23 protein-coding genes are annotated in these 23,298 nt (G+C 64.7%); 14 read left to right on the top strand and 9 right to left on the bottom strand.

Annotated features, from left to right (window positions below):
* The first annotated feature begins 72 nt into the window (after nt 1-72).
* Genes K1X15_RS09915 through K1X15_RS09905 form a run of 3 tightly spaced genes read left to right on the top strand, consistent with a single transcriptional unit; the run spans nt 73 to nt 3,061 of the window.
* Nucleotides 73-1,299, top strand: coding sequence for an ROK family transcriptional regulator (locus K1X15_RS09915; protein ID WP_240549757.1), 1,227 nt, complete (start codon nt 73-75; stop codon nt 1,297-1,299).
* Complete coding sequence (locus K1X15_RS09910; protein WP_220307275.1) at nt 1,296-1,940, top strand: ThuA domain-containing protein; 645 nt, start codon at nt 1,296-1,298, stop codon at nt 1,938-1,940. Before K1X15_RS09915 ends, K1X15_RS09910 begins: the two co-directional genes overlap by 4 nt.
* 32 nt (nt 1,941-1,972) lie before the next feature.
* Entirely contained in the window at nt 1,973-3,061 is a 1,089-nt protein-coding gene (locus K1X15_RS09905; protein ID WP_220307274.1) for an ABC transporter ATP-binding protein, read from the top strand.
* A 118-nt stretch (nt 3,062-3,179) separates the two neighbouring features.
* Here K1X15_RS09905 and K1X15_RS09900 read toward each other — a convergent pair whose 3' ends face one another.
* Nucleotides 3,180-3,605, bottom strand: a complete 426-nt coding sequence (locus K1X15_RS09900; protein ID WP_220307273.1) for an Rrf2 family transcriptional regulator — start codon at nt 3,603-3,605, stop codon at nt 3,180-3,182.
* A gap of 52 nt (nt 3,606-3,657) precedes the next feature.
* Nucleotides 3,658-4,818, bottom strand: a complete 1,161-nt coding sequence (locus K1X15_RS09895; protein ID WP_220307272.1) for a hypothetical protein — start codon at nt 4,816-4,818, stop codon at nt 3,658-3,660.
* Nucleotides 4,819-4,948: 130 nt separating this feature from the next.
* Between K1X15_RS09895 and K1X15_RS09890 the strand changes: the two genes are divergently transcribed.
* Nucleotides 4,949-5,395: a DUF305 domain-containing protein gene (locus K1X15_RS09890; protein WP_220307271.1), complete on the top strand. Its 447-nt coding sequence runs from the start codon at nt 4,949-4,951 to the stop codon at nt 5,393-5,395.
* 54 nt (nt 5,396-5,449) lie between these two features.
* On the opposite strand, the gene K1X15_RS09885 is transcribed toward K1X15_RS09890, so the two are convergent.
* Both K1X15_RS09885 and K1X15_RS09880 read right to left on the bottom strand, forming a co-directional pair.
* Nucleotides 5,450-6,754, bottom strand: a complete 1,305-nt coding sequence (locus tag K1X15_RS09885; RefSeq protein WP_220307270.1) for a sensor histidine kinase — start codon at nt 6,752-6,754, stop codon at nt 5,450-5,452.
* Nucleotides 6,751-7,407 carry a response regulator transcription factor gene (locus tag K1X15_RS09880; protein WP_220307269.1) on the bottom strand — a complete coding sequence of 219 codons (657 nt, stop codon included), beginning with the start codon at nt 7,405-7,407 and terminating at the stop codon, nt 6,751-6,753. The genes K1X15_RS09885 and K1X15_RS09880 overlap by 4 nt, the downstream gene beginning before the upstream one ends.
* A gap of 134 nt (nt 7,408-7,541) precedes the next feature.
* Between K1X15_RS09880 and K1X15_RS09875 the strand changes: the two genes are divergently transcribed.
* From K1X15_RS09875 to K1X15_RS09865, 3 genes are read left to right on the top strand one after another with little or no spacing between them, the layout of a single operon-like run.
* Nucleotides 7,542-8,015 (top strand): DUF2271 domain-containing protein, encoded by a 474-nt coding sequence (locus tag K1X15_RS09875; RefSeq protein WP_220307268.1) that lies wholly within the window; start codon nt 7,542-7,544, stop codon nt 8,013-8,015.
* An 18-nt stretch (nt 8,016-8,033) separates the two neighbouring features.
* A complete protein-coding gene (locus tag K1X15_RS09870) occupies nt 8,034-10,226 on the top strand; it encodes a PepSY domain-containing protein (protein ID WP_220307267.1) in 2,193 nt (730 codons plus the stop codon).
* Nucleotides 10,216-11,157 carry an FAD:protein FMN transferase gene (locus K1X15_RS09865; protein WP_220307266.1) on the top strand — a complete coding sequence of 314 codons (942 nt, stop codon included), beginning with the start codon at nt 10,216-10,218 and terminating at the stop codon, nt 11,155-11,157. The genes K1X15_RS09870 and K1X15_RS09865 overlap by 11 nt, the downstream gene beginning before the upstream one ends.
* A gap of 71 nt (nt 11,158-11,228) precedes the next feature.
* Here the strand turns inward: K1X15_RS09865 and K1X15_RS09860 are convergent, their stop codons facing one another.
* From K1X15_RS09860 to K1X15_RS09850, 3 genes are all read right to left on the bottom strand, one after another.
* The gene (locus K1X15_RS09860; RefSeq protein ID WP_220307265.1) at nt 11,229-11,615 is read right to left on the bottom strand and encodes a DUF302 domain-containing protein; all 387 of its coding nucleotides are present in this window, start codon (nt 11,613-11,615) and stop codon (nt 11,229-11,231) included.
* Between the two features lie 25 nt (nt 11,616-11,640).
* Nucleotides 11,641-12,339, bottom strand: coding sequence for a VIT1/CCC1 transporter family protein (locus K1X15_RS09855; protein WP_220307264.1), 699 nt, complete (start codon nt 12,337-12,339; stop codon nt 11,641-11,643).
* Between the two features lie 90 nt (nt 12,340-12,429).
* Nucleotides 12,430-13,269 carry a MurR/RpiR family transcriptional regulator gene (locus K1X15_RS09850; RefSeq protein WP_220307263.1) on the bottom strand — a complete coding sequence of 280 codons (840 nt, stop codon included), beginning with the start codon at nt 13,267-13,269 and terminating at the stop codon, nt 12,430-12,432.
* A gap of 81 nt (nt 13,270-13,350) precedes the next feature.
* Between K1X15_RS09850 and K1X15_RS09845 the strand changes: the two genes are divergently transcribed.
* From K1X15_RS09845 to K1X15_RS09815, 7 genes are all read left to right on the top strand, one after another.
* Nucleotides 13,351-14,118: an N-formylglutamate amidohydrolase gene (locus tag K1X15_RS09845; RefSeq protein WP_220307262.1), complete on the top strand. Its 768-nt coding sequence runs from the start codon at nt 13,351-13,353 to the stop codon at nt 14,116-14,118.
* Nucleotides 14,119-14,151: 33 nt separating this feature from the next.
* Nucleotides 14,152-14,664 carry a TRAP transporter small permease subunit gene (locus K1X15_RS09840; RefSeq protein ID WP_220307261.1) on the top strand — a complete coding sequence of 171 codons (513 nt, stop codon included), beginning with the start codon at nt 14,152-14,154 and terminating at the stop codon, nt 14,662-14,664.
* Nucleotides 14,661-15,986 (top strand): TRAP transporter large permease, encoded by a 1,326-nt coding sequence (locus tag K1X15_RS09835; RefSeq protein WP_220307260.1) that lies wholly within the window; start codon nt 14,661-14,663, stop codon nt 15,984-15,986. The genes K1X15_RS09840 and K1X15_RS09835 overlap by 4 nt, the downstream gene beginning before the upstream one ends.
* 115 nt (nt 15,987-16,101) lie before the next feature.
* Entirely contained in the window at nt 16,102-17,166 is a 1,065-nt protein-coding gene (locus tag K1X15_RS09830) for a TRAP transporter substrate-binding protein (RefSeq protein WP_220307259.1), read from the top strand.
* 65 nt (nt 17,167-17,231) lie between these two features.
* Entirely contained in the window at nt 17,232-18,590 is a 1,359-nt protein-coding gene (locus K1X15_RS09825; RefSeq protein WP_220307258.1) for a glutamine synthetase family protein, read from the top strand.
* A gap of 39 nt (nt 18,591-18,629) precedes the next feature.
* Entirely contained in the window at nt 18,630-20,012 is a 1,383-nt protein-coding gene (locus K1X15_RS09820; RefSeq protein ID WP_220307257.1) for an aldehyde dehydrogenase family protein, read from the top strand.
* 7 nt (nt 20,013-20,019) lie between these two features.
* Nucleotides 20,020-21,177 (top strand): iron-containing alcohol dehydrogenase, encoded by a 1,158-nt coding sequence (locus K1X15_RS09815; protein WP_420828369.1) that lies wholly within the window; start codon nt 20,020-20,022, stop codon nt 21,175-21,177.
* 30 nt (nt 21,178-21,207) lie between these two features.
* Here the strand turns inward: K1X15_RS09815 and K1X15_RS09810 are convergent, their stop codons facing one another.
* Complete coding sequence (locus K1X15_RS09810) at nt 21,208-22,461, bottom strand: MFS transporter (RefSeq protein ID WP_220307256.1); 1,254 nt, start codon at nt 22,459-22,461, stop codon at nt 21,208-21,210.
* Between the two features lie 74 nt (nt 22,462-22,535).
* Entirely contained in the window at nt 22,536-23,297 is a 762-nt protein-coding gene (locus K1X15_RS09805) for a cysteine hydrolase family protein (protein WP_220307255.1), read from the bottom strand.
* Nucleotide 23,298 lies beyond the last annotated feature (1 nt).

The following is a 23,298-nucleotide window of genomic DNA, read 5'->3' as shown; positions in this document are numbered from 1 at the left end:
CGCTTGAATTTGATATAGATAGCAAACTAAATCATCAATGCTGAACCTGACCTGCGGAGTGTCCTTTTGGTCGTGAAGATCGCCGATCCGCTGCTGATGCGCGAAATCAACAAGTACCATGTGCTGGAGACCATCCGGTGCCATGGGCAGATCTCGCGCGTGGAGATTGCGGAGCGGACGCTTCTGAGCGGCACCACGGTCTCGGCCATTACCGGGGCGTTGATCGAGGAGGGGTTGATCCAGGCGACGCATACCCAGCCCAGCGGCGATGCGCAGCGCGGCCGGCCGCGGGTGCTGCTGGGCCTGGTGCCGGACGCAGCCTATGTGCTGGGCATCAAGATTTCGGAAGCCATGACCACGGTGACGCTGGTCGATTTCCGCGGGGAGCTGGTGGCAACGCTGCAACTGCCCGTGCGGCTCGCCCGTCAACCGGCAGATGTGATTGCCGACCTGATCGAGGATGCCATGGACGATTGCGTGACCCGGTCCGGCATCGATCGGGGCCGTATCCGAGGCATTGGCATCGGCGTGCCGGGCCTGGTCGATCCGCGCTCGGGAAGAAGCTATTCCAGCTCGGTCTTCGGCGAGCGGGAGGTCCCGATCGGCGCGCTGCTGGGCGAGCGCACAGGGCTGCCGGTGAAACTCGAAAAGCCGGCCAATCTGCTGGCGCTGGCGGAGAGCTGGTTCGGCCATGCACAGCGGGAAGAGGACTTTGCCGTCGTGACCCTCGACCAGACCGCGAGCGTGGGGCTGTGGATGGAGACCGACGTGCATCGCGGCGCCAGCACGCTGGGACCGACCTTCGGCCATCTGAAGGTGGGCGGCGCGGATGCAATATGCGAATGCGGCCAGGCCGGCTGCCTCAATGCCCATGTCAGCGACGCAGCTCTCAGGCGCCAGGCGGCAGCGGCACTGGGCGCCGGCTTCCTCGAGACCCCCTTGGGGCGCACCAATATCCGGGCGGCGCTGGCCGAAGCCTGTCGCGCTGGGAACGAGGGCGCGCGGGCCCTCATCGAGCGACAGGGCGAGATGGTCGGCATCGGCGTCTCGCACATCATCAACCTGATCAATCCCGAAAAGATCATCATTGCATTTGAGCCGGAAGGCTATGGCGAACTGGTGGAACCGGCCCTGCGGGCCGCCGCGGCGGCCAATAGTTTCCGGACCCACTATGCATCCACCGAACTGATCTTCCACACGCTGGACGACCAGCTCTGGGCCCGCGGGGCCGCCGCGCTGATGCTGCGCGACATCTACAGCGCCCCATGGGCGACGAATTACCAGGAGGAAAACCAATGACGAAATCGGCCCTGATCGTGTGGGGCGGCTGGGATGGCCACACGCCCGAGCAGAGTGCGCGCCTGGTTGGCGCCATGCTGGAGGAGCATGGCTTTGCCGTCGAAATCGAGCCCACCACGGAAGCCTTCGCCGATGCCGCCCTCGGCCGGTTCGACCTGATCATCCCGGCCATCACCATGTCGCGCATCGAGAAGGAGGAACTGACCAATCTCCTGGCGGCGGTGCGAGCCGGCTCGGGACTGGCGGGATTTCATGGCCTGATGTGCGACAGTTTCCGCAACGAGCCGGACTACCAGTTCATGGTCGGCGGGCAATGGGTCGCCCATCCGGGCAATATCATCGACTTCACCGTCAACGTGACCAGGGCAGACGACCCCATCATGCAGGGGATCGAAGACTTTCCCTATCACTCCGAGCAATATTATCTGCATTTCGACCCCAGCATCGAGGTGCTGGCGACCACGACATTCTCGGGCGAGTATTTCGAGGAGATCGATGGCGTCGTCATGCCGGTGGTGTGGAAGCGCCGCTTCGGCAAAGGCCGGGTGTTCCACTCGACGCTTGGCCACGTGGTGGACGAATTCCAGGTGCCGCAGATGCGGACCATATTCGAGCGCGGCGCCCTCTGGGCGGCTCGCTGACCCTGACCCCAACCATCGGCAAGGAGGAGACGATGGCAGATCTGCAATTGCGAGGCATCAACAAGAGCTTCGGGGCAGTCAAGGTGATCCACGACATCGATCTGGACATCGGCAATGGCGAATTCGTGGTGTTCGTCGGGCCCTCGGGCTGCGGCAAATCCACCCTGCTGCGCACGATTTCGGGGCTGGAGGAGCCCTCCTCGGGCCAGGTGCTGATCGGCGGAGAGGATGTCACGGACTACGACCCCTCCGAGCGCGGCGTGGCCATGGTGTTCCAGTCCTATGCGCTTTACCCGCACATGACCGTGGAGCAGAATCTGGGCTTCGGGCTCCGCATGGGCGGCATGCCCCGAGAGCAGGTGGCCGAGCGGGTGGCCGAGGCGGCGCGCATCCTGGAATTGACCGAGCTGCTCGAGCGCAAGCCACGGCAACTCTCTGGCGGCCAGCGCCAGCGCGTGGCCATCGGCCGGGCGATCGTGCGGCAGCCCAAGGCGTTCCTCTTCGACGAGCCGCTTTCCAATCTGGATGCCGAGTTGCGCGTGCAGATGCGCATCGAGATCGCGCGCTTGCACCAGCAATTGGGGGCCACCATGGTCTATGTGACCCACGACCAGGTCGAAGCCATGACCCTGGCGGATCGCATCGTGGTTCTGCGGGCCGGGCGCATCGAGCAGCAGGGCAGCCCCATCGAGCTCTACGACAATCCGGACAACCAGTTCGTGGCAGGCTTTATCGGTTCGCCGCGCATGAACTTTCTCGAAGGCGAGATTACCGCGATTGCCGGAGATGAGCTGGTCGTCTCGCTCAAGGCCTTCGATGCGCCTGACCTGCGTGTCCGGCAACGTGGCAAGAGTGCGCAAGTCGGGCAGGCGGTCAGCATCGGCGTGCGGCCTGAGCACTTTGCCGAAGCCGTCGCGGGTGCGCCCACATTGACGGCCACGGCCCAGGTGGTCGAGCAATTGGGGGGCGTTTCCTATGTCTACGCGGTGGGCAGGGACGGCGAAACCAAGGTCACCATCCAGCAAAAGGGCCATTCGCGCATCACTGATGGGGCCTCGATCACCGTCGGCATCGAGCCCGGAGCATTGCTCGCCTTCGACGAGGCCGGGCTGAGGCTCTAGCCGGGGTATTGATCGTCCCTTTCGTTAACAAAACGATGGGGCGGTGGCGAGGCGCCACCAGGACGTCGAGCGAGCGCCTCGGCCGATATGAGCGGGTGCCGGAACGGAGCGGGTTTCCTCAAATCTGCGGGGGAGGGGCGACCGGCCAGTGACCCGGCAGGACATCGAGGATGCTGTAGCGGTCGGCCGTTTCGAGAAAGGCGCGCAAGGCGGACTCAAGGGCGCTGGGGAGGCGACAGACAGCGGTAAGTGTGCAGGCTTCGCCCGCCATGCAACCAACCATCGCGAAATCCGGCTCGGTGGCCCTGAGCACTTCACCCAAGGTGATCTCCCGAGGTGGGCGCGACAGGGCCAACCCACCGCCTCTGCCGCGGCCTGGCCGGATCAGTCCGGCGCTAGCCAGCCTGGCGGCGACCTTCATGAGATGGCTGCGAGAAACGCCATAGGCGGCGGCCGCCTGCGCAATGGTCGTCCGCTGGTCGGGATGGGCGGCCATGAAGAGCAGAAGCCGCAAGGCCAGATCCGTGAAATGGGTGAGACGCAACCGGACTTCCTCCCGTGCAAGGCACGGCGGCCACAAGGGCCGCCGCGGCAGGCTATTGATGCTGGCTTTCGGGCGCAGCGGCACCGTGCGGGTGCTCGGCGTTGGGGACGTGTGTGAGCAATTCACCGCCGGCCACGACCGGAACCCGGTCATAGTCATAGAAGGCGGCATGCAGCCCCCAATACGATCCGGCGATCACCAGCATGGCCGCCAGCAGTCCGGCCGGCACGCTGCCGAGGGCCGGTGCGACCTTCTTCAGCGACAGTCCCGAAGGGCTCGGATCAGCCGCGATCAGGAACAGGGTCCCCATGATCAGTGCATGCCCCACCAGGTCGATGCGACCGAAGGGATAGACGGCTGCCGTGAAGATGACGATCAGGGCGACCGCGGAGAGGCGACGGATCAATGCAGTCCAGAGCAGGCCGAAGCCCATGGTGAATTCCGCCACGCCCGCCATGGGGATGAAGGTATCGCGGGGCATGCCGAACGTCAGGAAGGGGCGCTCTTCGACCAGCGGGTAGAACCATTCGGCGTAAGCGAATTTTTCCAGGCTCGACCACATCAGAGCGATGGCGACACCCCAGCGCAGGACCGCGAAGCGGTGCTGGTACCATTTGCCGTCCGGATTGGACGCAAGCGCGAGGTACCCCGCAACGCCGACGCCCAGGGCGAGGTAGTCGAGCAGATGGAAGAAGTCGTAGTCGCGCAGCGCGATGACCCAGAGCCCGATAATGCCGGCTGCAGCCAGAGGCATGGTTCGCCGCGAGAAGACGAAAAGGGCGATCAGCAATTGCAGCCAGGAAACCCATTCGTTGGGCGTCTGCAGGTCCGGGGTCAGATAAACGCCGCCCACTGCGAAGATGGCGACGAAGAAGGCGCCAATGATGGCCCGCATGAAATCGTCCGCCCGCGACCATAGCGGGTCGCTGATGCGGTTAAGAAGGCCGCCGATGGTGGCTCCAAGCGGCCCGCGTTCGATCAAGACCGTGGTGGCAAAGAAGGCAAGCACCATGACGATGCCGAGCCAGAACCACCCATTGGCGAGGGTTTCGCCAACCGGGGCAGGTGCCGCGCCGACGACGTAGGGGGCGAACCATTTGACATGGGCCTGTGCCGGGGCGGTGGCAAGAAGCGTGGCAGCTGCCGCACCGCCGACTGTGCCGAGGTTTCCAAGCCTGGTCCAGCGGGGACAGTTCCTTGTTCGGTGGATCACTTTAAACTCCGTCGTCTGTTCGATTTTTCCACCTCTTAAACATGCATGGAGGATGCATCTTTGATCTCGATCAACAGCGCGGCTCGAACCCTCTGCCATGTTCCGGGCATCAGAAGAGAAGGACTTGGCCATGGATTGGACGAAACTGGGGGCGGGTGGCATGCTTGTTGTTGCCCTTGTGGGTGCTTTGCTGGTTCGCGAGCAGCCGGCGAGCGCGGTGGCTGCGCTGCCCTTGCCAGCGATCTGCGGCGAGCTGCATGCCGATCATGGCGGCGTATCGATGCAGGCGCATCTGGACGGCATGGCCGCGACAGCCAGTGAGGCGCACGCCGCACTGATCCAGACCATGGAGCCCATGCATTCGGACATGATGCGCGGCATGACTGCCGCGGACTTCCAGACGGCCTTCGTGTGCTCGATGATCCCGCATCACCAGGGGGCGGTGGAGATGGCCCAAGTGGCTCAGGCCTATGGCGACGACCCTTGGGTGAAGATGTTCGCTCAGGAGATCATCAGCGCGCAACAGGCTGAAATCGGCGAAATGCAGGCCTGGCTGGCGCGGCGGGCGCAGCCCTGAATGTGCGATGAGGGGGAGAAGTCCCCCGACAAGAGCTTGTGTTCGAGCCTCTCCCTAGAAGCGCACTGCCACTTCGAAGCCGTCGCTGCGCCCTTGGGCGGGCGAGAGGAAGGAAAGGCTGCCGCCGGTCTGCTCGACGACCGAGCGAACCATCGACAGCCCGATGCCGGTGCCGCTGGCAGAGGTCTGCCCGCGGACAAAGGGATGGCCAAGCGTCGACAGGGTTTCAGGGGGCACGACCGGGCCGGCATTGATCACGCGGATGGTGCCGTCGCGACAGGCCCGCAACACGACTTCGGAAGCCGGATCGCCGTGGCGCATGGCATTGTCGATGAGATTGCGCAGTACGAGTGCGAACGCATCGGAATCGACGCGTCCCTTTGGTGCGGCGCCCGCTTCGACTTCAAGCGTCAGGGGCGCGCCGCTGCCAACGAAGTCACGCACGACCAGATCGATGACGGGAAGCAGATCGATTTCGGTATCGCTGCGGGCGAAGCCGGCCTCGAGCCGGGTCAGTTGCAGCAGGCGTTCGGCCAGGGCCGACAGGCGGCGCAGGGCGCGTTCGATTTCGGCAGTGCGTTGCGCGGCGGGATGCTGGCGCAGCTCGGCGGCCAGCAACTGGGTCTGCGCCAGCGCGCCGGCAATCGGGGTGCGCAGCTCGTGGGCGCTGGTGGCGGCGAAGGCGCGCTCGGCATCCATGGCTCCCTGCAGGCGATCGAGCAGGCTGGCCATTTCCCCGACGATCGGCGTCAGTTCGGGCGGATAGCTGGCCGGGTCGAGCGGGGCCAGGTTGTGGCGGCCCCGCTCGGCAAGGTCGGCACGCAGCCGCTGCAGCGGCGCCAGCGCCAGGCGCAGCGCCAGCCATACGCCCAAAGCCACCAGGGGCAGGAGAGCGGCTAGTGGACCCAGCAGCGCCCAGCCGCCGTCGAACAGGGCTTCGCTGCGCTCGCTTTCGGCTTCGAGCACCACGATGCTGAAGCCGGAGCGCGGGTCGGTGCGAGCATAGGCGCGGCCCGCTTCGGTGTCGAACTGACCGTCATCGGTGATCTGGGGCAGGATGGTCTCGGGCAGATCCCCGTCGTTCAGGACAATATTGCCGCCGGGGTCGCGAATGACGTAGCGGAATTCACCGCCATCCTCGCGATCGGCCTCGATCTGGCGGCGCTCATGCGGCTCGCGCAGATCATGGACAGCGAGCGGCAGCAGGCGGTCGGCGACCTGTTCGAGCGCATAGTCATAGGCTTCGTTGATGGCATGGCTCATGACCGCTGCCGAAATGGCGGCGGCGCCCAGCCAGAGCAGGCCCGTCATTGCGGAAAGTCCGATGGCCAGTTGCCAGAACAGCGAGCGCCGCTTCATGAGGCAACCTGATAGCCAAGGCCGCGCACCGTATGCACCGCGTTCCGGCCCAGCTTCTTGCGCAGACGGCTGACATAGACTTCCACGGCGTTGCTCTCGATTTCCGCGCCGAAAGCGTAGAGCGATTCCTCGATCTCCGCCTTGGTGACAATGGCTCCGGGGCGGCTCACGAGCCGCTCGAGCACCGCCCATTCACGCGCACTGAGCGTGACCGCCTCGCCCTCGACCCTTACCAGGCGGCGCGCCAGATCGATCTCCACCGGGCCAAGGCGCAGAACGGGCGCGTTGTTGCCGCCATAGCGCCGCGCAACCGCGGCGACGCGCGCCGTCATTTCGCTGAGGTCGAAGGGTTTGACCAGATAATCATCGGCCCCCGAATTGAGGCCTTCGATGCGGATCGCGATCTGGTCCTGGGCGGTGGTGATGATGACTGGAAGGTCGTCGCCCCGCCCGCGCAGGCGGCGCAGCAGGTCGAGCCCCCGACCGTCAGGAAGGTTCAGGTCGAGCAGCATCAGTTCATATTGCACCGTGGTCAGGGCTGCTTCAGCATCGTCCAACCGTTGCACCCAGTCGACGGCGTGACCGCCTGCCGAAAGGTGGTCGCGGATGGCCGCGCCCAGCACATGGTCGTCCTCGATCAACAAAATCCGCATATCCGCCTCGGCTCGCGGCCACATCAATACCCCAAAGCTGACACCAGGCTGAACGCCGGCCCGTTCCCGCTTCAGGGTAGCGTCAGCTTGCCATGGCATCGGTGGGTTCGTCTTCCCAATGAGGCCAGAGCCAAATGAAAAAAATCCTCGCCATCCTCCTTCTTGGCACCGCGCTGGTGTCCCCTGGCGCCGCCTATGCCGCCCAAGTCACCGTGACGGGACAGATGAGTTCCTATCGCGGCCCCGAGGCCTATCTGGCGGTTTACCTCGCCGGACCCGATGGTCGCTATGACTCGACGCTCTACGTGGCCGGCCGCAAGAGCCGGTATTACCGGGATCTGAGCGGCTGGGCCCGCTATGCTGCGGCCGATGCCAGCCTCAATCTCAATGGCATCACCGGCGCGAGCGTCGGGAGCGGCCGCAGCTTCACGATCAATCTCGATCTGTCCGATGCGCTGATCAATGCCGGCTACACGATCCATATCGACTCGGCCGTCGAAGAGCGCGGCACGACGAGCGACGACGTGGTGATCCCGCTCGATCGTTCCCAGTCTGGGATTGCCCAGCCTGGCCGAGGCTTTGTCCAGTCCGCCAGCGTCAACCTGTAGCAGCGGGGAGGACCGGCCATGCTTCGTCGACTTCACTCGCTGCCCGGGCTGTTTGCCGCGCTGCTGGTCAGCTTCATGGCCCTCACCGGCGCAGTGCTGTCGTTGCAGCCGCTGGTGGAACGCGTGACCACTCCGGCCGGCAGCGCGGTCAGCGTGGCCGAGCTGGCCGACAGAATCATGGCCCAATTGCCGGACACCGAGACCATCACGCGCTCCGCGTCGGGCGCGGTGACGGCCCATGCGGGCAATGTTGCGACGGCCATCGATCCGGCGAGCGGGGCGGTGCGCGGGGTTGTCGAGCAGTCGCCGGTTTTCGGGTTCTTCACGCAGTTGCATCGCTCGCTGTTCCTGGGTGATGGCGGGCGGGTGGCCGCCGGGCTTGCCGCCGCGGCCATGGTTGCCCTGGCGTTGACGGGCATCGCCATGCTGGTCAATCGCATGGGCGGATGGCGACAGCTATTTGCGAATCCCCGCGGCAGGTTAAGTCAACGCCTTCATGTGGAACTTGGGCGCATGGCCATCGCCGGGCTGCTGCTTTCGGCGGTGACGGGCGTCTATATGGCGATGGTGACCTTTGGCTTCGTGGCCGATGGCAGCGCCGAGTTCGGGTTCCCGGCCAGCGGCAGCGGCGGAACGCCGGCTCCGATCGCCAGCCTCGCCGCGCTGCAGGACGTTCCGGTGAGTGATCTGCGGGAGCTGGTGCTGCCAATGGCGGGCGACGCGGCGGACGTCTTCACCCTGACCACCAATGCGGGTACCGGTCATATCGACCAGTCGACGGGCGCGCTTATCGATTTTGCGGCCAATTCTCCCATGCAGACGCTCTACGAGGCGGTTTATACGCTTCATACCGGCCAGGGACACTGGTGGCTGGCGGCGCTGCTGGGTCTTTCGAGTCTTGCCGTGCCGGTGCTGACCCTCACCGGCGTCGTCATCTGGTTCATGCGCCGCCGCAGCCGGCCGCGCCTTGCCGGGGATGCGGGTTGGCGCCGGGCCGACAGCGTCATCCTGGTAGGAAGTGAAGGCAACACCACCTGGGGTTTTGCCGCCACGCTGCAGGCCGCGTTGCGCGGCAATGGGCACCTCGTGCATGTTGCCCCGATGAATGCCCTGCGGCCGCACTACCCGCAGGCGCGGACCATCCTGGTGCTCGCGGCCACTTACGGGAACGGCACGGCGCCGGCTTCTGCCCGCCACTTCCTCGACAGGCTGGAGCGGTTCGATGCCCGAGGCGCGCGCTTTGCGGTGCTCGGGTTTGGGGATCGCAAGTTCCGGAATTTCTGCGCCTATGCCGAGCGGGTCGAGGCTGCGGTGCGCGGCGCCGGACATGCCATGCTGGTGCCCTATGCCGGCATCGACCGGCAATCGGCCCAGGCCTTTGCCCAATGGGGGCAAACGCTCGGCACGGCACTGGGCGAGACACTCGAACTGCAGCACCAGCCCCTGCAGCCGCAGACGCGCAAATATACGCTGGTGGACCGCCAGGTCTTCGGCGAGGAAGTGCAGGCGCCAACGGTGGTGCTGCGCTTTGCGGTGCCCGCGCTCAAGGATTGGCGGGATCGCCTTGGGCGTCTTCTCGGGCGGGACCGGTTCGTCTCGGGCGATCTTGTCGGGATCATTCCGCCGGGCGACCCGATCGCGCGCTATTATTCGATCGTCTCGGCCTCGCGGGAGGGCATTCTCGAAATCTGCGTGCGCAAGCAGCAGGGTGGGTTGTGTTCGGATCATCTGCATTCGCTGCGCCCCGGCGAAAGCGTGGATGCCTTCGTGCGCAGCAATCCCGATTTCCATCCCGACGGCGGTCGGCGGCCGCTGGTGCTGATCGGGGCAGGGGCGGGCATTGCGCCCCTGGTTGGGTTCATGCGTAACGCCGCGGGACGGCGCCCGGTGCATGTCTACTTCGGCGCGCGTGATCCGGCGTCGGACTTCCTCTATCGGGGCGAGCTGGAAAGGGCCCTGTCCACCGGTCTCCTCAGGAGCTTGAAGGCGAGTTTCTCGCGCGTCTTGGGCGGCGGCTATGTGCAGGACCGGCTCGCCGAGGACGCCGAAGAGCTGCGCCGGCTGGTGCGGCAGGGTGCGCGGTTCATGGTGTGCGGCAGCATCGCCATGGGCGAAGGGGTCAAGCAGGCGCTCGACCAGGCGCTGGCGCCGATCAGCCTCGATGTGGACCGTTTGCAGGCCATGGGACGATATGCAGAAGATGTCTACTGAACCTTGCAGAAGTGAGCCGGCGGCGCAGCTTGCCCTGAGTGGCCCGACCATGGGAACGCGCTGGTCCGCCCTGGCTCACGCCCAGCATGCGCTGGATCGGCATGTGCTCGAGCACGCCCTGGCCGAGGCCTGCCACCGCGTCGATCAACAGATGTCGACCTGGAAACCGGATTCGAACCTGATGCGGCTCAACCGCATGGCTGTGGGCGCCTGGATGTCCATACCGGACGAACTGGCCTATGTCCTGGCGCTGGGAGAGGGCGTGCGACAGCGCTCGGGCGGACTGTTCGACATGGCGGTTCTGGGCGCCGTGCAGACCGCCGGGTTCGGCCCACCGGCACGGCCGGAGACGCCTGCTGGAGGCGAGCGGTCGACCGGGCCGGCGCTCGAAATCGACATGGGCGGCCTGCGGGCGCGGCGCCTGGAACCGGTCGCGTTGGACCTGTCCGGCATTGCCAAGGGGTTTGCGGTGGACCTGATGGCCAGGACCATGGAGGATTTCGGCGTTCAAGATTATCTCGTCAGCATAGACGGCGAGGTGCAGGCCGGCGGCTTCCGTGGCGACGGCCGGCCCTGGGCGGTGGCCCTCGAGGCGCCGGACGCGGATCGCCGGGATATCGCAGCGCGCCTCGAAATCCACAATGCTTCGCTGGCCACTTCGGGCAGCTATCGGCATCGGCGTCTGGTCGGGGATCGATGGATAAGCCACACCATCGACCCTCGCAGTGGTGTCCCGGTGGAGAGCGACCTGGTTTCGGTGACAGTGCAGATGCCCGATTGCGTTCTCGCAGACGCCTGGGCGACGGCATTGCTGGTCGCGGGGCGGCAGCGCGCCGAGGAGATGTGCAGAGCCGAGGGGCTGAGCGCCGTCCTGATTGCCGAGACCGGCATGGGGCGTGAACTGGTTGGGTGTGGCGCCTTTGCCCGGTGACGGGCTTGACGCGGTCCCCGGGTTCGGGATTGCCAACTGCAGCGTGGCCCGAGAGCCATGCAGGGGCAGGGTCAGAGGCTCTTCACCACGTCGGACAGCATGGCCCGAACTTGGCCGGCAACGGTCTTGAGGGTGTCGTTGTCGATGGCCTGCATCGAAGCGACGGGATCGATGGCACTGACCTCCACCCCGCCATTGTCCAGTTCGCGCACGATCACGTTGCAGGGCAGCATGGCACCGACGCGCGGCTCGATGCGCATGGCTTCGAGGGCCATTTTGGGGTTGCAGGCCCCCAGGATGGTGTAGCGGGGGATTTGTGCGCCCAGCTTGGTCATCATGGTCTTCTGCACGTCGATCTCGGTCAGCACGCCAAAGCCGTGGTCGGCCAGGACCGCACGGGTGCGGGCGATGGCGCCGTCGAAATCGGTCGCGGGCAATATCTTGTCGAAGGTGTACATGGAAAATCCTTTCTGGTTCGAACTGCTAGGCGACGATTCCGAAAACGGTGCCGATCCCGGCGGTGATCGCCATTGCCAGCGCCCCCCAGAACAGCACCCGGAAGGTGGGCCGCCAGGGTTCTGCGCCGCCGGCCTGCGCGCCGATGAAGCCGAGCAGTCCGAGAAAGACGAGTGAAGCGGCGGCCACCACCCAGATGATCAGAGATACCGGCGCCACCAGGACCATCAGGAGCGGCAGCGCAGCGCCGATTGCGAATGTCAGTGCTGAGGTCAAGGCGGCCTGGACGGGCCTTGCCGAGGTGATGTCGGAAATCCCCAACTCGTCCCGTGCATGGGCCCCGAGGGCATCGCGTGCCATCAACTGGGTCGCGACCTGATCGGCAAGGGCCGGATCGAGGCCGCGTTCGACATAGATGGCCGCGAGTTCGGCGTGTTCGAATGCCGGTTGGGAGGCGAGTTCAGCGCGTTCCTTGGCCAGGCTGGCTGCCTCGGTGTCCGCTTGTGAGCTGACCGAGACATATTCGCCGGCGGCCATGGACATTGCACCGGCCACGAGCCCCGCCACCCCGGCCACAAGCGTCTCGGCCTGGCCACCCGAAGCGGCTGCCACGCCAATGATGAGACTGGCCGTGGAAACAATGCCGTCATTGGCGCCGAGGATGGCCGCTCTCAGCCAACCGATGCGCTCCAGCCGGTGATCCTCGGGATGTGTCGATAGTCTCATTGGGTTGCACTCCGTGACGATCGATCAATGCACAGGCTGCGGGGATGCATTTTGAGGCAGATCAAGCCGAGGGTGAGCGGCCGGCATGGGCTAGGAGCTCCGATGCTCCAGCGCCCCCATGCGCTTGCTGGCGCTGGCCCAGCTCAACTCGGTTGTGCGCGCAATCAAGGCCTCGACCAGGGCCAGGATGGCGCCATTGGCGTCCCAGGTGCGACCGGTTTCCGTGCAGCATGGCAGGACGTGCCTGGCGTGGCGGGAGACCGGGCTGACCCATTCATCGGTGATCAACACGATATGGGCGCGCTTGCGGGCCAGTTCGGCGGCGGTATCGAGCAGGCTGTCGTCGTAGCGGCGCACGTCGAACAAGACGGCGAGATCGCCCGGCCGCACGTCGATCAGCTGGTCGGCCCGGGTGGCCAGGCGGCCGTCGAAGCGGCTTAGCCCCGGCCGCACGACGCGCAGATGCGCTTCGAAATAGCCGGCCAGAAAGTCGGTGAACCGACCGCCGGCCAGGAAACATCGGCCCTTGGTCTCGGACAGCTTCTGGCACACCGCCTCGAACTCCCAGTCCGGGATAAGCTGAACCGTCTCATGGGCCCGCTGTGCGGCCTGGTGGAGGTAACCAGCGAGGAAACCACCTTCGTCAGCGGAGGGCAGGAGGGCCGGCCGCTCCAGTGGCGATTTCGAGCGCTCTTCGAGCTCGTCCCGCAGGGCCCGCTGGAAATCAGGATAGGACTTGAAGCCCAGCTGGGCCACGAAGCGCACCACGGTAGCGGCACTGACGCCGGCACCGGTGGCGAACTCGGCCACTGGTGCGAGCCCGAGCAGCGGATAATTCCCGAGCAATCCCCGCGCCGCCTTGCGGCCTGCGCCGGTCAGCTCGCCATGCAGATCGTGGATTCTTGCTGCAACGGTTTTCCCCTCCACCATGAACCTCACGTTTCAGCATTGACAGATTTCGAGTTTGTGGAACTACTGTTACAGAAATTAATCGCTCAGGCGTAGAGGGAAATGAGCGAGACAGGGGAAAAGCCAGTTCTGGTCAGTAACGCGGAGGGCGCGTCGCCCTTCGTGCTGGTCTGCGACCACGCCTCGCGCCGCATCCCGCCCCAATATGGCGATATGGGGCTGAGCGAAGCCGAGCGCGCTAGCCACATTGCGTGGGACCCGGGCGCGCTGCCGGTCAGCCAGCACCTTTCGCGGCTTCTCGATGCGCCGCTGGTGGAGTCGACGGTCTCGCGCCTCGTAATCGACGCCAATCGCGACCTCGACGCGCCAGACCTGATCTGGACACTGTCGGAAGCGACCCGGATTGCGGCGAACGAGAACCTTCCGCAAGGGGAGCGCCAGTTCCGCATAGAGAACTATCATCGCCCGTATCACGATGCGATCGAGCGCGTGCTGGACAGGCGGCGGGAACTGGGCCGCGAAGCCATCCTGGTCTGCATGCACTCCTTCACGCCGGTCTTTCTCGGCAAGGCGCGTCCCTGGCCGATCGGTCTCATCCACGGCAAGGATATGACGTTCACCCGGGCATTGCAGCGCGCCCTGGCCGAGGACGAACGGGGCCTGAACATCGGCTGGAACGAACCCTATGCGGCGCTCAATGGCGTCACCCTGACGCTGGAAAAGCACGGCGATGGGCGGGGTCTGCCGGCCACGATGATCGAAATCCGCAATGACGAAATCCGCTCCGACGACGGCGTCGCGTTGTGGGCCACCCGGTTGGCGCGTTGCCTCGAGGCCGCCCGCCGGGACCTCACGGACACGAGGAGCTGAGATGCTGACCCAGAGCCAGAAAGGACGCCCATAGTGCCCGGACCGATAAGGCTCTTCGTCAGGATCGTCGATCGGATCAATCGCGCCGTGGGGCGGGTGGCGATGCTGCTGTTATTTGCCATGGGCGGGGTGCAGCTGGCCTCGACCTTCTCTCGCCTGTTCTTCGGCGTGCCGATCAACTGGGCGCTGGAAATGACCCAGTTCATGCTGGCGGCCTATTTCCTGCTCGGCGCGGCCTATTCGCTGCAGGAAAACGCTCATGTGCGCATGGACCTGTTCTACAGCCGGCTCAGTGCCCGGCAGAAGGCGATCACCGATGCGATCACCATTGGGTTCGTGATCTTCTACCTGATCGTCATGGTGCGCGGCGGCTGGTCGAGCACGGAATATGCGCTGGTCTATGGCCAGAAGAACTACAGCGCCTGGGCGCCGCTGATGTGGCCGGTGAAGTCACTGATGACGCTGGGCATTATCCTCATGCTGCTGCAGGCGATTTCCAATCTCTGCAAGGACGTGGCGACTGCCATGGGGAGGCCCATGGCATGAGTTCGGAATTCATCACTATCTTCATGTTCGCCACCATGCTGGTCCTGATGCTGACCGGCCAGCGGGTGTTCGGCGTCATCGGCTTTGTCGGCTCGGCGGCAGCGCTCTGGCTCTGGGGCAATGGCGCGGTGGAAATGCCATTCAACGCGGCCATCCAGGTGCTCAACTGGTATCCGCTGATCACCGTGCCGTTCTTTGTGTTCATGGGCTACATGCTGTCCGAGAGCGGCATCGCCTCGAACCTTTATCGCATGTTCCATGTCTGGTTCGGCGGCATGCGCGGTGGGCTCGCCATCGGCACGATCGGGCTGATGGTGCTGATTTCCTGCATGAACGGCCTGTCGGTGGCCGGCATGGCCATTGGCGCGACTGTGGCGCTGCCCGAATTGCTGCGGCGCGGCTATGACAAGGTCATGGTCACGGGGGTCATCCAGGGCGGTTCGGCCCTGGGCATTCTCATCCCGCCCAGCGTCGTGCTGGTGCTCTACGCCATGATCGCGCGCCAGCCCGTGCTGCAACTCTGGCTGGCCGGCATCTTCCCGGGCCTGCTGATGGCGGCCCTTTTTGCCATCTATATCTATGTCCGCTGCCGCATTCAACCCGAGCTGGCGCCGGTGCTGCCGGCCGAAGAGCGCGAGAGCATGTCTACCGCGGAAAAGATCGCCCTGGCTCGCGCCGGCATCCTGCCGCTGGGTGTATTCGGGCTGATGATGGGCCTGTTCCTGACTGGGGTGACCAGCCTAGTGGAAAGCTCCGCTGTCGGTGCGCTGCTGGCGACGCTGGCGGCCCTGTTCTCGCGTCGGCTGAACTGGACCATTCTCGAGGCCTGCACGCGCAACACGCTGATGGTCTCGACCATGTTCCTCTGGATCATCATGGCGGCGCTGTGCTTCTCGTCGGTCTATGACGGGCTGGGGGCGATCCGGGCCATCGAGAACCTGCTGCTCAACACCTGGGACCTCGACCCCTGGATGATCCTCATTGCCATGCTGGCGAGCTTTATCGTGCTGGGGATATTTCTCGACGACACGGCCATGCTGGTGATCGTCGCGCCGCTCTATATTCCGCTGGTGATCGAGTTGGGGTTCAACCCGATCTGGTTCGGCGTGCTCTACACGATCACCTGCCAGATCGCCTATATCACCCCGCCCTTCGGGTACAATCTGTTCCTGATGCGCGCGCTTGCGCCGCCCGAGATCACGCTGAGCGATATCTATCGCTCGATCACCCCCTTCTTCGTGCTGATGGTGATTTCGATGATCATCATCATGGTCTTCCCCGAAATAGCGCTCTGGCTGCCCCGCGTCATGATCGGGCGGTGAGGCGAACAGCGAGCAAAGGAGTCGACGTCGATTTTGCGAGTGGGTTTTCGAACCGGGGCGGATGCGGGTGCAGTTGGCACCGTCCCGGGCACATCAAGGAAAGGGATATCCTGACATGACCGATACGACCAAAATTACCAAACGTGAATTCTTCAAGAAGGCGGGCCTGGCGACCGCCGGCGCCGTTGGCGCCACCACGCTCGCCATGCCGCATGTGCGCGCCCAGGCCCCGATCCGCTGGCGCCTGCAGACCTATGCCGGACCGGCGCTTTCGGAACATGTGGTGGGCAATGCCATCGAGTGGTTCAACACCGCGGCCAATGGCGAGATGGAGATCGAACTCTACACCGCCGACCAGCTGGTGCCGCATGGCGAGCTGTTCCGCGCGGTGCAGCAGGGCACGATCGACGCCGCCCAGAGCGATGACGACTCCGCCGCCGCGCCGGTCGACGTCAAGGTGTTCGGCGCCTATTTCCCGCTGGCATCGCGCTATTCGCTCGACGTTCCGGCGCTCTGGCACTGGCGCGGCCTCAAGGAAATCTGGGAGGAGGCCTATGCCGAAATCCCGGACGTGACCTGGCTCTCCACCGGTGCCTGGGACCCTTGCAATTTCGGCACCACCAAGCCGATCCGCAGCCTGGCCGATCTCAACGGGTTGCGCGTCTATACTTTCCCCACCGCCGGCCAGTTCCTCTCGAAATATGGCGTGGTGCCGGTGTCGCTGCCCTATGAAGACGTCGAGCCGGCCCTGCAGACGGGCGAACTGGATGGCATCTGCTGGAGCGGCACGACGGAGCTGCACACGGTGGGCTGGGCCAATGTGCTCAAATATTACCTGACCAATCCGCTTTCGGGCGCCTGGGCCGGGTCCTATTTCGTCAATACCGCCAAGTGGAACGAGTTGCCGCCGCATCTGCAGCAGCTCTACCGCATGATGATCGACAGCTCGCACTATTATCGCCAGCACTGGTATTGGAATGGCGAAGCCAATTTCCGCATCAATGGCAAGCTCGAGCTGACCACCATTCCCGCAGAGGAATGGAAGCAGGTGGAAACCGACGCCCTGGCGTTCTGGGATGAGATCGCCGGCCAGTCCGAGCGCAGTGCCCGCGTGGTCGAGATCATCAAGAAGTACAATGCCGACATGGAGCTGGCAGGGGCGCCCTACCGGTATTCCTGATCGCTCGCGCCGGTCGCGTGCGCGCGGCCGGCTTTCACCCCACAGCCTGATTTGCGGAGTTCACGATGGCTGCCTATACGCTTGAGCACTTGCGCGAGGATGTCGAAGCGGGCCGCATCGACACGGTGCTGGTGGCTTTCCCTGACATGCAGGGGCGCCTGATCGGCAAGCGCTTCCAGGCCCAGTTCTTTCTCGAAGGCGCCATCGACGAAACCCATGGCTGCGACTATCTCCTGGCCGACGACATCGATATGGAGCCCGTGCCCGGCTACGAGGCAGCCAATTGGGGCAGGGGCTATGGCGATTTCGTCATGAAGCCCGACATGGGCACGCTGATGAAGTGCACCTGGCTCGAGGGCACCGCGCTCGTCATCGCCGATGTGGTCGACCATCACCACGAGCCGGTCCCGCACGCGCCGCGCAATGTGCTGAAACGCCAGCTCGCGCGTCTCGCCGAAATGGGCCTTTCGGCCAATTTCGCCAGCGAGCTGGAATTCTACCTTTTCGACGAGAGTTTCCGGTCCGCCCATGAGAAGGGCTACGCCAATCTGCAGACGGCGGGCTACTATATCGAGGACTATCACATCTTCCAGACCAGCAAGGAGGAGGGGGTGATGCGCGCCCTGCGCAATCACCTCAACGCCTCCGGCATTCCGGTGGAGAATTCGAAGGGTGAATGGGGCCCGGGGCAGGAGGAGATCAATGTCCGCTATGCCGAGGCCCTCAAGATGGCCGACCGGCATGTGGTGATCAAGAATGCCACCAAGGAGATCGCCTTTGCCCAGGGCAAGGCCGTCACCTTCATGTCGAAATGGGCCTATGACCTGGCGGGCTCGTCGAGCCATGTTCATATGTCGCTGGCCCGGGACGGCAAGAACCAATTCTTCGACGAGGCGGACGCGCTGGGCATGTCCGGGCTGATGAAACACTTCATGGCGGGCCTTTTGACCTATGCCGGGGACATCACCTATTTCCTTGCGCCCTATATCAACTCCTACAAGCGCTTCCAGGTCGGCACCTTCGCGCCGACCAAGGCGATCTGGAGCCGGGACAACCGTACGGCGGGCTTCCGTCTCTGTGGCGAGCACAGCAAGGGCATCCGCGTCGAGTGCCGCATCGGCGGCGCAGACCTCAATCCCTACCTGGCCTTCGCGGCGCTGCTGGCGGCCGGGCTCAAGGGCATCGAGGAAAAGCTCGAGCTGGAGCCGGGCTATTCCGGGGACGCCTATTCGGGCCAGTCGCTGCGGGAGGTTCACAAGACGCTGCGCGATGCCATTGGGGCGCTTCGCGGCTCAAAGATGCTGGCCGAGGCGCTGGGGCCCGAAGTGGTTGCCCATTATGTGCACACGGCCGAATGGGAACAGTTCGAGTATGACCGCCGGGTGACCGACTGGGAGCGCAAGCGCGGCTTCGAGCGCTACTAGCTACCCGCGCGACTACCAAATCTATTTGAGGACGAACCGATGACCGAAACGGTCAAGATCATCTCTCCCATCGATGGGAGCGTCTATGCCGAGCGACCGCTGGCTGGCGCTGAAGACATCGCTGCCGCGACCACTCGGGCCCGCGCGGCCCAGCGCGACTGGCGCCATGTGCCGCTCGCCGATCGGGTCGCGGCGGTCGGCCGCATGGTCGATGAATTGCTGGCGATGAACGATGACATCGTGCCCGAACTCGCCTGGCAAATGGGCCGCCCGATCCGTTTCGGTGGCGAAAAGCGCGGCGTCGAGGAACGCAGCCGCCACATGCTGGCCATTGCAGAAGACGCCCTGGCGCCGATGCAGCGGCCGGACAAGGTGGGCTTTACCCGGTACATCACCCATGAGCCCCTCGGACTTGTGGTGGTGGTGGCGCCCTGGAACTATCCATTCCTCACCGCCGTCAATTCGATCATTCCCGGACTGGTGGCCGGTAATGCCCTGCTGCTCAAGCATGCCAGCCAGACCCTGCTTGCCGGCGAGCGTTTCGCCGAGGCGGCTCGCCGTGCCGGCCTCCCGGCCGGTATCTTCCAGAACCTGGTCATGGGGCACGCCGATACCGAAATGCTGATCGGATCGGGCGCCGTCGACCACATCAATTTCACTGGCTCGGTGGAAGGCGGGCGCCGCATCGAGAAGGCGGCCGCCGGCACGTTCGCCACGCTCGGGCTCGAGTTGGGTGGCAAGGATCCGGCCTATGTACGGGCTGACGCCGATCTCGATTATGCCGCCGAGAACCTCGTCGATGGCAGCTTCTTCAATTCCGGGCAGTCTTGCTGTGGCGTCGAGCGCATCTATGTGCACCAGAGCGCCTATGACGGCTTTGTCGAGCGCTTTCTCGACCAGGCCCAGGGCTGGACGCTGGGCGATCCGCTCGACCCGGACACGATTGTCGGCCCCATGGCGCGCGGCGGTTTTGCCGACCATGTCCGGCAGCAGACGGAAGAGGCTGTGCGGGGTGGCGCCACCCGGCATCTCAATGCGCGCCATGCGCGGGATGTGGCCGGCTCGCCCTGGCTGGCGCCGGAGGTGCTGACGGGCGTCAATCACCAGATGAGCGTCATGCGCGAAGAGAGCTTCGGGCCTGTCGTCGGCATCATGAAGGTGGCTGACGATGAAGAGGCCATCACCTTGATGAACGACAGCCCCTATGGCCTCACCGCCTCGATCTGGACCCGGGACATCGATGCGGCCGCGCGGATCGGTGCCGAGATCGAGACGGGCACGGTCTTTGCCAATCGCTGTGACTATCTCGACCCGGCTCTGGTCTGGACCGGGATCAAGGATACCGGCAAGGGCGGAGCGCTGAGCGAAATCGGCTATCACAACCTAACCCAAGCCAAGAGCTACCACCTCAAGACGCTCTAGCGAGACCATGATGACCAAGGCCAACTGGAACTACCCCACCACCGTCCGCTTCGGCGCCGGGCGCATTGCCGAACTGCCCGAGGCCCTGAAGTCAGCGGGAATCAGCAAGCCGCTGCTGGTGACCGATGCCGGCCTCGCCGCGTTGCCGGTGACGCAGAACACGCTGGCGCTGCTGGCCGAGGCCGGCATGGAGGCAGGCCTGTTTGCCGAGGTGAAGCCCAATCCGGTGTCCGCCAATGTCGAGGCGGGGATCACGGTGCTGCGCGAGGGCGGCTATGACGGCGTCATCGCCTTTGGCGGCGGCTCGGGTCTCGACACCGCCAAGGTCATTGCTTTCATGGCCGGGCAGACGCGGCCGATGTGGGATTTCGAGGATATCGGCGATTGGTGGACCCGTGCCGATCCCAAGGGTATCCTGCCGATCATCGCGGTGCCGACCACGGCCGGAACCGGCTCGGAAGTGGGGCGGGCGGGTGTCATCACCGATGAAGCGACGCACACCAAGAAGGTGATTTTTCATCCCTTGATGATGCCCAGGATTGTCATCGCCGATCCCGAACTGACCGTGGGCATGCCGCGCTTCATCACCATTGGTACCGGGATGGATGCGCTGGCGCACTGCCTCGAGGCTTATTGCGCACCCGGCTATCACCCGATGGCCGATGGTATTGGGGTGGAAGGCATTCGCCTGGTTTTTGAGAACCTGCCCAGAGTGGCAGCCAATCCCAGCGACATCGAGGCGCGCGGGCACATGATGAGCGCTGCTGCCATGGGCGCCACCGCCTTCCAGAAGGGCCTTGGCGCCATCCATGCGCTGAGCCATCCGGTGGGGGCGCTGCATGACACGCATCACGGCATGACCAATGCCGTGTTCATGCCCTATGTGCTGGTGGTCAACCGCCCGGCGATCGAGGAGCGCATCAGGCGCCTCGCGGCCTATCTGGGCCTGGCTCCCAGCTTCGAGGCCTTCCTCGATGCGGTCATCAAGCTCCGCGCCGACCTCGGTGTCCCGCATACGCTCAGGGATTTTGGCGTCGACGACAGCAATCGCGAGCGGATTGGGGACATGGCCATCGTCGATCCGACTGCCGGCGGCAATCCGGTCGAGCTGACCTGGGATCGGGCGCTCGACATTTTCGATCGGGCGATGGCGGGGCGGCTCTAGGCTTGGTTGCCGCGGCTACCGGTTCGGGGTCTATGCCTCGAGCTGTCGCAATCGCGGCATCCAGACCCAGAGCAAAAGTGCGAAGCACGCGACCACGGAGGCCATGAGTCCCATGGCCAGCCTGGGACCAACGGCAGCCGAGAATAGCGCCATGGTGGCGGTGCCCATGGGCATCAGCCCGCGGGTCATGAACAGCGAGGACAGCACCCGGCCGCGATAGGCATCGTCGACCGTCAATTGCAGGATGGTGTTGTTCGAGGAATTGTAGGCGATGTGCATGGCCCCGGCCGCAAAGAGCGCGGGGATGGCCCAATAGATATTGGGTGCAGCGGCGAACGCGATCAGCGCGATCGCGAAGCTGCCCATGAAGATGAGCATGGTGGAGCCGCGCCGCGCATCGCGCTGCAGCCGGCTGGCCAGGAGGCCACCGCAGATGGAACCGGTCGCCGCCAGGGCCGTCATGAAGCCGAGCCCACTGGCGCCGGCATCGAAGACCTGCGCCGAGAACACGGCCAGGAACTGGATATAGGGCTGGCAGAAGAAGGTCGGCACAAGCGCCACAGCCACCAGCATGAGCAGCACCGGCTCGCTCCGCATATAGGTGAAGCCACCAACCAAGCTGGCCAGGAGGGATTCGGGTTTGCGCTCCACTTTCCGGTCCGGCAGGTCCAGCATCAGCAGCATGATCATGACAGCGGTGAAGCTCAAAGCATTGGCAATGAAGCAGGCGGTGATGCCGAGGCTGGAAATGAGCGCCGCCGAGGCCAGCGGTCCGACGATCTTGGCCATGTTGATGGTGATCGAATTGATCGACACCGCACTCGCCATCGCCTCTCGTGGCACCAATTGGTAGACGAGCGAGTGTCGTGCCGGCAGGTTGAAGGAAACGATCAGCCCCCGGCAGGTCGCCAGCAGCATGATCAGCCAGATCGATGCGCCGAAAAAGGCCACCGTGCAGGCTAGCCCGATGGCGACCATCATGGCCAAGAACTGCGTGCAGATCAGCATGGTACGCCGATTGACGCGGTCGGCGATAACGCCCCCGAACAGGGCGAACAGCATGATGGGCAGGCCGCGCCCCAGATTGACCAGCCCAAGCATGACCGGGTCGTTGGTGGTGGAGATCACGAGCCAATTGAGGGCGATCTGGTCGAGCCAGTCGCCGACGAATGAAATGGCATTGCCACACCAGAACAAGCGGTAATTGCGATAGCGCAGGGCGGCGAACGTGCCATATCGCGGCGTCTCCGCAGGGATGTCGACAGCGTCGGCGGGGATGGTCATTTCTTCCTTTGGCGGCTGGTCCGAGGGCGGAGAGGCGAGGGCGGGTCACGCCCCCGCGGCGATTGGCCAGACCGCTATTCAGCGGCGGCCCGCGTTTCCATTCCCTGGCCGGATGGCAGGTCGAACAGCCCCTGGGGCAGGGTCTGGAGGTGCTCGATCACTTCGGCGCTGGGCCGAACATTGGCATATTTGGCGTGCATGTCGAACAGGTTGATGGCGTGGCTGGCCTGGGTGCGGTCGAAACACCCGTCCTCCACCACGGTGCAGCGGAAATTGAGGGAGAAGGCATCGAGCACGGTCGCCCGCACACAGCCCGATGTGGTCGTGCCGGTGACGATCAGGCTGTCGCAGCCCAAGAGCTGCAGATAGGACGCCAGCGGCGTTCCAGCGAATCCGGACGGTTTCTGCTTGAGAACGACAATGTCCCGTGGACCCGGTGCGATGTCGTCAACGATGGCATTGCCATCCCGGCCATCGGTGACCAATACCGGCGCGTCGGCGCGGCGCTTGGACTTCCAGCCCCAGGACCCGGTGTCCCAGTTGTCGGCGCGGCGGATGCCGGTGGTGTAGATCACCGGAATGCCCTTGCCCCGGCAGAGCGCGATCAGCTGCTGCAGCACGGGCATGGCTTCCCAGGCGTCCTCGCCACAGGAGGTGCGCCACTTCTTGATGCTTTCCAGGATCGGCGTGGGCTCTTCATCGCAGAATGCATAGTTGACGTCGATGATGATGAGGGCCGGACGCTCGCCCCAGTCGGCCAGGGCGCCGAAGCCGGAAGCGGCCAGCACGGATTTGTCGCGCTCGGTCAGGAATTGGTCCCAGATGCGTTCGGTCATG

Source organism: Devosia salina (genome assembly GCF_019504385.1).
Classification (GTDB): domain Bacteria; phylum Pseudomonadota; class Alphaproteobacteria; order Rhizobiales; family Devosiaceae; genus Devosia; species Devosia salina.
Note: the sequence above shows the minus strand (reverse complement) of the source record. Positions and strands in the feature narration are given on the sequence as shown.